The organism is Streptomyces apricus (genome assembly GCF_008369065.1).
In the GTDB taxonomy this organism is placed as follows: Bacteria; Actinomycetota; Actinomycetes; order Streptomycetales; family Streptomycetaceae; genus Streptomyces; species Streptomyces apricus.
This window is the reverse complement of sequence record NZ_VDFC01000047.1, coordinates 1-10,436: the sequence shown is the minus strand read 5'-3', so window position 1 is coordinate 10,436 and position 10,436 is coordinate 1. Positions and strand designations below refer to the sequence as shown.

Genomic DNA, 10,436 nt, shown 5'->3' with positions numbered 1-10,436 from the left:
CGCCCGTTCCGCCCGTCCCGCCCGTTCCGAGGCGGCACGGACTCCTCGTGCGTCCCTTCGGCTTCCCTATCGGCCGGCACGGTCCCCGCCGGAGCGGAGGCCGCGTCGCCACTGCCACCACCACGGCCCGCGGCGCGCCGCAGCGCCTCACGTGCGACGTCTCCCGGCCGGGGGCCGGGGGCCACGGCGTCCGCCGAGGTCGTGTCCGTAACCGGCCGCGCCCCCTTCTGGGAACGCGCGTCCGGCCTCGAACCCGAACCTCGGCCCTCACCCCGATCCGGCGCGACGGAGTGCGTTCCCGGCGTGCCCAGGCCCGGCCCCAGGTCCACGCCCGTGCCGGGGTCCGGGACGCCGGCAGCACCCCGCCGTGCTTCCCGCAGGGCCCGCCGCGCCGCATCGGCGGGCCGCTCCCCATCGGCCGGCCGTTCCCCGTCGGCAGGGCGGGGCTCATCCGCGAGGCGGGACTCGTCGGCGGAGCGGGGCTCCTCCGGGTCGCCCCCGCCCTCTTCCCGTCGAACCGTCGGAGACATCACGTCGACCTCCGCAGTGAGACCAGGTCGGACAGGTCGCGGTCGGTCAGTTCCGTCAGTGCTGCCTCGCCGGAGCCGAGGATCGCGTCCGCCAGGGCCCGCTTGGCGGCGAGCATGTCGGCGATGCGGTCCTCGACGGTGCCCTCGGTGATGAGGCGGTGCACCTGGACGGGCTGGGTCTGGCCGATGCGGTAGGCGCGGTCGGTGGCCTGCTCCTCCACGGCCGGGTTCCACCAGCGGTCGAAGTGGATGACGTGGCCCGCGCGGGTGAGGTTGAGGCCCGTGCCCGCCGCCCTGAGGGAGAGGACCAGGACCGGGGTGGCCCCGCTCTGGAACCGGTCCACCATCCGTTCCCGCTCGGGCACCGGCGTGCCCCCGTGCAGCAGCTCGACGGGGACCGCGCGCGCCGCGAGGTGGTCGGTGATCAGCCGGGCCATCCCCACGTACTGGGTGAAGACGAGCGCCGAGCCGTCCTCGGCGAGCAGCGTGTCCAGCAGCTCGTCGAGCAGGGCCAGTTTGCCGGAGCGGGCGGCCTGCCGGGCCGTCCCCGCACCGCCGGGGCGCTCGTCCGGTGCCTCCTTCAGGTACAGCCCGGGGTGGTCGCAGATCTGCTTGAGCGCGGTGAGGAGCTTGAGGACCAGGCCCCGCCTGGCCATGCCCCCGGTGCTCTCGATGACGGACATCGACTCGCGGACCACGGCCTCGTACAGGGACGCCTGCTCGCGGCTGAGGGGAACGGGGTGGTCCGTCTCCGTCTTCGGCGGCAGTTCGGGGACGATGCCCGGGTCGGACTTCTTGCGGCGCAGGAGGAAGGGGCGGATGAGCCGGGCGAGGCGGGCCGCGGCCTCCGCGCTCTCGCCGTGTTCGTCGTTCTCCACGGCGCGCGCATGCCGGGCGCGGAAGGACTTCAGGGGGCCGAGGAGCCCCGGGGTCGTCCAGTCGAGCAGGGCCCACAGCTCGGAGAGGTTGTTCTCCACGGGAGTGCCGCTCAGGGCGACCCGGGCCGGCGCGGGGATCGTCCGCAGGGCCTTGGCGGTCGCCGAGTACGGGTTCTTCACGTGCTGGGCCTCGTCCGCGACGACCATGCCCCAGGGCTGCCGGGCGAGGAGCGGCGCGGTCGAGCGCATCGTCCCGTACGTGGTGAGGACGAAGCCGCCGGCCGTGCCGGGCAGGGAGCGGTCCGGTCCGTGGAAGCGGCGCACGGGCACACCGGGGGCGAACCGCTCGATCTCCCGCTGCCAGTTGCCGAGCAGCGAGGCGGGGCAGACGACCAGGGTCGGTTCGGTGCGCGCCCGCTTCAGGTGGAGGGCGATGACGGTGACGGTCTTGCCCAGCCCCATGTCGTCGGCGAGGCAGCCGCCGAGGCCGAGCGAGGTCATGAGGTCGAGCCAGGCCAGTCCGCGCAGCTGGTAGTCGCGCAGGGTCGCCGCGAGGCCCGGGGGCGGTTCGGCGGGCTGCGGTCCGGCCGTCAGGCGGTCGCGCAGCGCGGCGAGCGCGCCGACCGGCACCGCCTCGACGGACTCCCCGTCGACGTCCACGCTGCCGGTGAGGGCCGCGGAGAGGGCGTCGACCGGGTCGAGCAGGCCCAGGTCGCGCTTGCGGGCCTTGCGGACGAGGGCGGGGTCGACCAGCACCCACTGGTCGCGCAGCCGGACGACGGGGCGGTGCGCCTCGGCCAGCGCGTCCATCTCCGCCTCGCTGAGGGGGTCGCCGCCCAGGGCCAGCTGCCAGCTGAACCGGAGCAGTTCCTCGCTCTCGAAGAAGCCCGTGCCGTCCGTGGCCGAGCCGGGTGCGGAGCGGACGACCGCCGCCGCGCTCAGGTCCTGGGCGAGGTCCCGGGGCCAGTGCACGGCGACGCCAGCCGCGCCGAGGCGGGTCGCCGCGACGCCGAGCAGGTCGGAGAGCTCGTCCTCGGACAGGGCCAGGACGTCCGGCACGTCCTGCGCGGACAGCCGGTCCAGTGGCGGCCAGACACGGGCCGCGCGGCGCACGGCCAGCGCGGCGTCGACGCGGGCGCGCGGGCCGAAGACGGTGTCCGCCGCGCCCGCCCACAGGGCCGCCGCGTCGGCGACGAGGGTGGGGTCGGCGAGGCTGTGCACCTGGACGACGGCCGCACCGGCCCGCCGCGCGTCCTCGCCGCCGTCGCCGTCGCCGCCGTCGAAGAGTTCGTACGCCGACAGGTCGAGGCGCAGGGAGATGCGCACCCCCGCGTCCATGCCGGCGGCGACCTCCGCGGCCCGCTGCGGCTGCCCGAACCGGAAGCGCTGACCCGGGCCTTCCTGGACGCGGTCGCCGACGCCCTGCCCCGCACCCCGGCCGCCCCGTACGCCGCCGGCCTGCCCTTCGCGGCGAGCGCACCCCAGCGGCTGCCCGGCGCCCTGGACTGGGCCGCGGAGGTCGCCGCCGGCATGGACGCGGGGGTGCGCATCTCCCTGCGCCTCGACCTGTCGGCGTACGAACTACGCCCGCGCCGTGCGGCCGTACGACCGTGAGCTCGGTGTCCGGGGCGGGGAGCGGGGCCTCGCCGTCCGGGTCCCAGAAGGCGATCCGTCCGTCGCGGGGCAACGCGGCGGGCAGGAACACGGCGGCCAGCCGGATGGACACACCGGGCGCGGCGTCGGCGCCGGTGTCGACGCTGGTGCTGGTGCCGGTGCCGGAACCAGAACGCGTCCGCAGCGCATGCGCGTCCACCGCGGGCGGCGCGACCGTACGCATGTCCGCCGTGAGGGTCTCCCCCGCGCCCGTCCGTCCCGTGCTCATGCTCCCGGTCACCTCCCCGCCCGCGCGGACCACTGGTCGGATCCGGCCGTCGGATCACTCGTCCCCGACTCTACGGGCCGGGTCCGACAACGGGTCCCGGCGGCGGTGCGGGCCGGTCAGGGCGTCGTTCTGGAGACCACGTAGACCATGGGGTGACCGGGCTTCGCCCGGTCGACGACGATGTGGTGGGTGGGCGTCGGGTTCTTGCGCTCGTGGTTGACGCCCGACCACGGTCCGGGCCCGGTGAACTCCCAGCCGACGACGCGCCGGTCGCGGGCGCTGATGGCGATCTTGTCCTTCTCCAGGGCGTCGACGCTGGTGCCGATGGTGGTGAGGAACTTCTCCAGGCCCTCGTCGCTGGTGAGGAACTGCACGTAGAGGCGGCTGGTCTTCCAGTTGTTCGTCTCGTAGTACGCGACCTCGGCCGAGTAGCCGGGGATGGGCACCTGGTACAGGCGGCGCTGGACGCGGGAGGGCCAGCCCGGGGTCAGGCCGGTGGCCGAGTACTTCGCCTCCTTGTCCTTGCCGCTGTCGCGGCTCTGGTTGGCGGAGATCACCAGGTAGCCGGCCGGGACGCCGATGAGCAGCACGATGATCAGCAGCGTCAGGGCGCGGCGGCGGATCATGTGGCCCCGTTCCTCGGGCGGGCGCGGCGGCTCGTCCGGGGGTGAGGCCTGGCGCGGCAGGGAGGCCGTCACAGCGTCTCCCGGGCTTCCTGGGCCTCCTGGCGCGACTCGGCGTAGCGCTCGTAGCGTTCGTAGCGCTCGACCCGGCGCCGGTTGGCGCGGCGGAAGCGGCGGGCGACCAGCCGGGCGAGGTCCGCGGCGCCGACCATGCCGGCCTCGGGGCCGAGCTGGGCGCGGGCGATCCGGGCTTCCGGGCGGTAGCCGCGGCCGGTGAGCTGGCGCCGGAAAGCATCCCGCGCGGGGCCGATCAGCAGGTCGTCGGCCGCGCTGACGCCGCCGCCGATGACGAAGCAGGAGGGGTCGAGGGCGGCCGCGAGGTTCGCGATGCCGACGCCGAGCCACTGGCCGATGTCCTGGAGCAGCTCGATGCACATCGCGTCGCCCTCGCGGGCCAGCTCGGTGATCATCGGGCCGGTGATCTCGGCGATGCTGCCCTTGACGTGCTCGATGATCCCGTACGCCACCGGGGAGTCGGCGGCGGCGAGCTCGCGGGCCTCGCGGACCAGGGCGTTGCCGGAGCTGTACTGCTCCCAGCAGCCGCGGTTGCCGCACGGGCAGCGGTGGCCGCCGGGCACGACCTGCATGTGGCCGAACTCGCCCGCCACCCCGAACTTGCCGCGCTTGACCTGCCCGTCCTCCAGGATGGCGCCGCCGATGCCGGTGCCCAGGGTGATCATGACGAGGTGGTCCTCGCCGCGGCCCGCGCCGAAGCGCCATTCGGCCCAGGCGGCCGTGTTGGCGTCGTTGTCGACGAGCACGGGGACGGCGAGGCGCCCGGCGATGCGGTCCCTGAGGGGTTCGTTGCGCCAGGAGAGGTGCGGCGCGAACAGGACGCGGTTGCGGTCCGCGTCGACCCAGCCGGCCGCGCCGATGCCCACCGCGTGCACGTCGTGCCGGTCGGAGAGGTCCAGGACCAGTTCGACGATGGTGTCCTCGACGACCCTGGGGCTCTTGGACTTGTCGGGGGTCTCGGTGCGGACCTTCTCCAGGATGTTGCCGTCCGCGTCGACGACGCCCGCCATCACCTTCGTACCGCCGATGTCGATGCCGACGGTGGGGACGCGGGGTGCCGTCAGGTGGGAACGGCGTTCACGCGTGCCCACCGTGCGCAGGACGGTGGCGCGGCGGGAGCCGATGGGGGCGCCCGCGGCTCTGGCGGAGCCGAGCGCCCTGGGCAGGGCGAGGTCGCGGTAGGTGCTCATCGCGCCGATTCTGCCCCACGTATCGGTTGTGCTGCACGGCGGCGTCCCTCGCTGCGCTTCGGGCGCCCCGGGCCGCCGTCACTCGTCTGTCGACCGCGGGTTCGTCGTGGCTGGTCGCGCCGTTCCCCGCGCCCCTGAAGGGGCCCCGGGCCGCCATCACCCGTTCGTCGGCCGCAGGTTCGTCGTGGCTGGTCGCGCCCCGCGGCGGAGCCGCAGATGTCACAGCTCCGCGCCCCTCGAAGTGCGTCCCGGGCCGCCGTCACCCGTCCGTCGGCCGCGGGTTCGTCGTGGCTGGTCGCGCCGTTCCCCGCGCCCCTAAAGGGGCCCCGGCCCGGGGCCCGTCTCCAGTTCGTGGCGGAGGTCGTCCAGTTCGTCGCCGCCTGCCATCTGGCGGGTCAGGTCCTCCAGGGTGATGTCGTCGCGGGTGTGGTCGCCGACCGTCGTGCCGCGCTTGAGGAGGACGAAGCGGTTGCCGACCAGGTAGGCGTGGTGGGGGTTGTGGGTGATGAGGACGACCCCCAGGCCCGCGTCGCGTGCGGCGGCCACGTATTTCAGGACCACTCCGGACTGCTTGACGCCCAGTGCGGCGGTGGGCTCGTCGAGGACGAGGACCTTGGCGCCGAAGTGGACGGCGCGGGCGATCGCCACGCACTGGCGCTCGCCGCCGGAGAGGGTGCCGATGGGCTGGTCGACGTCGCGCAGGTCGATGCCCATGCGCAGCAGTTCCGCGCGGGTCGTGCGGCGCATGAGGTCGACGTCCAGGCGCTTGAAGGGCCCGGAGCCCTTCCTCGGCTCGGAGCCGAGGAAGAAGTTGCGCCAGACCGGCATCAGGGGGACGACGGCGAGGTCCTGGTAGACGGTGGCGATCCCGCGGTCCAGGGCCTCGCGCGGGGACGCCGGGCGGACGTCCTCGCCCTCGATGCGGAAGGTGCCCGTGTCGTGCCGGTGCAGCCCGGCGACGATCTTGATCAGGGTGGACTTGCCGGCGCCGTTGTCGCCCAGGACGCAGGTGATCTCCCCCGCGTGGACCTCCAGCGACACGCCCTCCAGGGCGCGGATGTTGCCGTAGTACTTACTGACGTCGTCGAGCTCGACCAGCGGCGTGCGCCCGGCGGACGTGGTCGTGGCGGGCCGGGTCATGCCGTGGCCTCCGCACGCTTGCGGACCCAGGCGTTCAGCAGGGTCGCGAGKAGCAGCATCGCCCCGAGGAAGAACTTGAACCAGTCGGGGTTCCACTCGGCGAAGACGATGCCCTTGTCGGTCATGCCGAAGATCAGCGCGCCGACCGCCGAGCCGACGGCGGAACCGTACCCGCCGGTGATCAGGCAGCCGCCGATGACGGCCGCGATGATGTACGTCAGCTCCTTGCCGACGCCCTCGCCCGACTGGACGGCGTCGAAGGAGAAGAGCAGGTGCTGTCCGGCGATCCAGGCGGCGAGGGCCACCCCCATGTAGAGGCCGATCTTCGTCGCGTCGACGGGGACGCCGACCGCGCGGGCGGCCTCCTTCCCGCCGCCCACGGCGAAGATCCAGTTGCCGACGCGGGTGCGCAGCAGGATCCAGGAGGCGAGGGCCACCAGGCCCAGCCACCACAGGATGGTCACCTTGAAGTCGACGCCGCCGACGGTGAGGACGGACGCGAAGAGCGCCTTGGCGGACGCGAAGCCCTCCATGTCGGCGATCGTCTTCGTGGAGACGGTGCCGCTGATCAGCTTGGTGGAGCCGAGGTTCAGGCCGGTCAGCATGAGGAAGGTGCCGAGCGTGATGATGAAGCTCGGCAGTTTGGTGCGGGTGAGCATGAAGCCGTTGAAGAAGCCGATCGCGAGGGTGACAAGGAGCGACACGCCGACGCCCACCCAGACGTTCGCGGTCATCTGGTAGCTGAACATCGACGAGACCAGCGCCGACGACGTCACCATGACGCCCGCGGAGAGGTCGAACTCACCGCCGATCATCAGCAGCGCGACGGGTACCGCCATGATGCCGATCGTGGAGGCCGCGTAGAGCACGGTGCTGAGTCCGGCCGCGCGGACGAAACCGTCCGCGACCAGGGCGAAGAAGAGGAAGACGGCGAGCGCGCCGACCACCGAGCCGAGCTCGGGCCGGCCGAGGAGCCTGCGCAGCGGGGAGGTGCGCAGCAGCCGTTCGTCCGCGGAGGGGAGCGTGGCCGTCATCGGGTGCCCCGGTCCGCGTAGTCCTTCAGCTCGGCAGCCTGGTCCTTGGTGATGATCTGCGGTCCGGTGAGGACGGGCCGGCCGCCGCCGAGGGTGTCGGCGTTGTACTTGTGCAGCCAGAGCAGGTCGACGGCCTCGTACCCCTGGAGGTAGGGCTGCTGGTCGACGGCGAAGCCGAGGGTGCCGTCCGCGAGCGCGGCGGCGACCTTGGCGTTCAGGTCGAAGGTGTCGATCTCGGCCTTGCTGCCCGCGTCCGCCCTGGCTTTGACGGCGGTGTCCGCGTAGGGCGCGCCGAGCGTGACGACGGCGTCGACGGACCGGTCGGCCTGCAGCTTGGCGCCGACGGAGGACTGGACGGCGGACATGTCGGTGCCCTCGACGTAGAGGTTCTGGACGGTGCCGTCGAAGGTCTTCGCGACGCCGGCGCAGCGCTGCTCGTGGCCGACGTTGCCCTGTTCGTGCAGGACGCACAGGGCCTTCTTGCGGCCGCGGTCGTTGAGTTCGTCGCCGACGGCCTCTCCGGCGATCGTCTCGTCCTGGCCGACGTGGGTGAGCGCGCCGAACGCCTCGGACTGCGCGGAGCCGGAGTTCACGGTGATCACCGGGATGCCGGCCTTCACGGCGCGGGCGACCGCGCTCTTCATGGCGTCGGGCTTGGCGAGGGTGACGACGATGCCGTCGACGCCCTTGTCCACGGCGGCGTCCACCAGCTGCGCCTGCTGCTGGCCCTCGTCGTCGTGGGAGTACAGGAACTTGATGTTGTCCTTGTCGGCGGCCTGCTGGGCGCCTCGCTGGACGATGTCCCAGAAGGTGTCGCCGTCGCCGGAGTGCGTGATCATCGCGACGGTCCAGCGGGGGGTGTCCACCGCGGCCCCGCCCCGGACCGACGCCGCCTTGCGGGCGTCCTCGGCGCGCTTGCCGCCGGTGCTGCTGCACCCGGCCAGGGACGCGCCGAGCGCCCCTGCCACCGCGATGCTGACCCAGGTCCGAAACCGTGCCACGAGGCCGTGCCCTTCTTGCTGTCGATACGTCTGCCAGTCCATTTACTGATTTATGGACCCGCCAAGTATCGGATACGGAATGAAGGATTCCGGACAGTGGGGTCCTCGGCACCGCCGCGCGTCCAGGTGGGCGAGTCCTCGGCGGCGGTACGGGCGACTGCGGCGTCCTACCTGCTCAGGGGCGTACGAGGAGCTGGAACTCGAAGGAGTAGCGCGAGGCGCGGTAGGTGTGCGAGCCGAACTCGACGGCGCGGCCCGTGTCGTCGAAGGTGGTGCGCTGCATGGTGAGCAGCGGGGCGCCGGCGGACTCGTCGAGGCGCTCGGCCTCCGCGGCGGTGGCGGCGCGCGCGCCGACGGACTGCCGGGCGCTGTGCAGTGTGATGCCCGCGACACGCATCAGCCGGTACAGACCGGTGGCCTCCAGCTGCGCGCCGTCCAGTTCGAGCAGACCGAGGGGCAGGTGGTTGCAGAGGTACGCCATCGGCTCGCCGTGGGCCAGCCGCAGCCGCTCCACCCGGTGCACCTCGCTGCCCTCCGCCACCGAGAGGGAGGCCGCCACCTCCGCCGAGGCGGGGACGAGGGTGTTGACGAGGACGCGGGTCGCCGGGCGCTGGCCGGCCGCCTCCAGGTCGTCGTAGAGACTGCTCAGCTCCAGGGGGCGCTTGACCTGGCTGTGCACGACCTGGGTACCCACGCCGCGGCGGCGTACGAGGAGGCCCTTGTCGACCAGTGACTGGATGGCCTGGCGGACCGTGGGACGGGACAGGCCCAGGCGCGCGGCCAGCTCGATCTCGTTGCCCAGGAGGCTGCCCGGGGTCAGAGCGCCCCGCTCGATCGCCGCTTCGAGCTGCTGGGCCAGCTGGAAGTACAGCGGCACCGGGCTGTTCCGGTCGACGCTGAGCTGGAGCGGCGCGGTCGGGTCCACATCTGGTTTGGGCACGGGCCCGAGCGTAACTCCGGTGCATGATGACGGGAAGTTGTGAGGTCCGATTGTCCGGACAAAGAGTTGACAGGGTGTAGGATTCGCCCTCAGCTTGGTCGCATGCGCATCGGACTCATCGGGACAGGTCGCATCGGCACCTTCCACGCGACCGCCCTCAGCCGTCACCGCGAGGTGGGCGGCTCCCTCATCGTCACGGACGCGGACCCCGCACGAGCCCGCCGGCTCGCGGACCGCTTAGGGGCCACCGCGGCGCCCGGCGTGGACGAGATCTTCACCTGGGGAGTGGACGCCGTGGTCATCACCGCGGCCACCTCGGCACACGGCGAGCTGATCGGCCGGGCGGCCCGGGCCGGGCTGCCCGTGTTCTGCGAGAAGCCCATCGCCCTCGACCTGGCGGGCACCCTCACGGCCATCGCGGAGGTGGAGGCCGCCGGGACGGTCCTGCAGATGGGCTTCCAGCGGCGTTTCGACTCCGGGTACGCGGCCGCGCGGGAGGCGGTGCGCTCCGGCCGGCTCGGGCGGCTGCACACCGTGCGGGCGATGACGTCCGACCAGTCGCCGCCGCCGGCCGAGCACCTGCCGCTCTCCGGCGGGCTGTACCGGGACACGCTGGTGCACGACTTCGACATGGTGCGGTGGGTGACCGGGCGCGAGGTCACGGAGGTCTGCGCGATGGGGTCGGACGCCGGTCCCGCGATGTTCCGCGAGGCGGGCGACATCGACACGGCGGCGGCCGTCCTCACCCTGGACGACGGGGTGCTCGCGACGGCCACGGCGACCCGGCTGAACGGCGCCGGGTACGACGTCCGCATGGAGCTGGCCGGGGAGCTGGACCAGATCGGGGCCGGGCTCGACGACCGGACGCCGATCACCTCCACGGAACCGGCGGGGCCGCCCGCCGCGACCAAGCCGTGGACGGGGTTCCTGGAGCGGTTCGGGCCGGCGTACGAGGCCGAGCTGCACGCGTTCGTGGAGGTGGTGCGGGGGGAGCGTGCCAATCCGTGCGACGGGCGCGAGGCGTTGCAGGCGCTGCGGGTCGCCGAGGCGTGTGTGCTGTCGCGGCGGGAGCGGCGGGTTGTGCCGCTGGCTGAGATCGCGGGTTGACGGCTCCGCCGGGGCCCCGGGGCCCCGGGGCCCCGG

9 protein-coding genes are annotated in these 10,436 nt (G+C 73.3%); 2 read left to right on the top strand and 7 right to left on the bottom strand.

The genetic code is table 11. The features are described 5' to 3' along the window. Nucleotides 1-529 precede the first annotated feature (529 nt). The gene (locus FGF04_RS26500) at nucleotides 530-2,629 is read right to left on the bottom strand and encodes a DEAD/DEAH box helicase (protein ID WP_235882522.1); all 2,100 of its coding nucleotides are present in this window, start codon (nucleotides 2,627-2,629) and stop codon (nucleotides 530-532) included. Here FGF04_RS26500 and FGF04_RS42120 point away from each other — a divergent pair. Continuing rightward, nucleotides 2,624-3,022 carry a hypothetical protein gene (locus FGF04_RS42120; RefSeq protein ID WP_408055667.1) on the top strand — a complete coding sequence of 133 codons (399 nt, stop codon included), beginning with the start codon at nucleotides 2,624-2,626 and terminating at the stop codon, nucleotides 3,020-3,022. The two genes, FGF04_RS26500 and FGF04_RS42120, sit on opposite strands and share 6 nt — an antisense overlap. Nucleotides 3,023-3,406: 384 nt before the next feature. Here the strand turns inward: FGF04_RS42120 and FGF04_RS26495 are convergent, their stop codons facing one another. The 6 genes from FGF04_RS26495 to FGF04_RS26470 all read right to left on the bottom strand — a co-directional run bounded on the left by FGF04_RS26495 (nucleotide 3,407) and on the right by FGF04_RS26470 (nucleotide 9,278). Then, nucleotides 3,407-3,988 carry a sugar kinase gene (locus tag FGF04_RS26495; protein ID WP_149513879.1) on the bottom strand — a complete coding sequence of 194 codons (582 nt, stop codon included), beginning with the start codon at nucleotides 3,986-3,988 and terminating at the stop codon, nucleotides 3,407-3,409. Beyond that, nucleotides 3,985-5,178 (bottom strand): ROK family glucokinase, encoded by a 1,194-nt coding sequence (locus tag FGF04_RS26490; protein ID WP_149513878.1) that lies wholly within the window; start codon nucleotides 5,176-5,178, stop codon nucleotides 3,985-3,987. Before FGF04_RS26490 ends, FGF04_RS26495 begins: the two co-directional genes overlap by 4 nt. Before the next feature lie 315 nt (nucleotides 5,179-5,493). Beyond that, nucleotides 5,494-6,318, bottom strand: a complete 825-nt coding sequence (locus FGF04_RS26485; protein ID WP_149513877.1) for an ATP-binding cassette domain-containing protein — start codon at nucleotides 6,316-6,318, stop codon at nucleotides 5,494-5,496. Further along, nucleotides 6,315-7,352, bottom strand: a complete 1,038-nt coding sequence (locus FGF04_RS26480; protein WP_149513876.1) for an ABC transporter permease — start codon at nucleotides 7,350-7,352, stop codon at nucleotides 6,315-6,317. The genes FGF04_RS26485 and FGF04_RS26480 overlap by 4 nt, the downstream gene beginning before the upstream one ends. Beyond that, the gene (locus FGF04_RS26475; protein ID WP_149513875.1) at nucleotides 7,349-8,353 is read right to left on the bottom strand and encodes a sugar ABC transporter substrate-binding protein; all 1,005 of its coding nucleotides are present in this window, start codon (nucleotides 8,351-8,353) and stop codon (nucleotides 7,349-7,351) included. The genes FGF04_RS26480 and FGF04_RS26475 overlap by 4 nt, the downstream gene beginning before the upstream one ends. A 175-nt stretch (nucleotides 8,354-8,528) precedes the next feature. After that, nucleotides 8,529-9,278: a GntR family transcriptional regulator gene (locus tag FGF04_RS26470; RefSeq protein ID WP_149514365.1), complete on the bottom strand. Its 750-nt coding sequence runs from the start codon at nucleotides 9,276-9,278 to the stop codon at nucleotides 8,529-8,531. Between the two features lie 117 nt (nucleotides 9,279-9,395). Here FGF04_RS26470 and FGF04_RS26465 point away from each other — a divergent pair, with 117 nt between their 5' ends. Beyond that, entirely contained in the window at nucleotides 9,396-10,400 is a 1,005-nt protein-coding gene (locus tag FGF04_RS26465; RefSeq protein ID WP_149513874.1) for a Gfo/Idh/MocA family protein, read from the top strand. The last annotated feature ends 36 nt before the right edge of the window (nucleotides 10,401-10,436 follow it).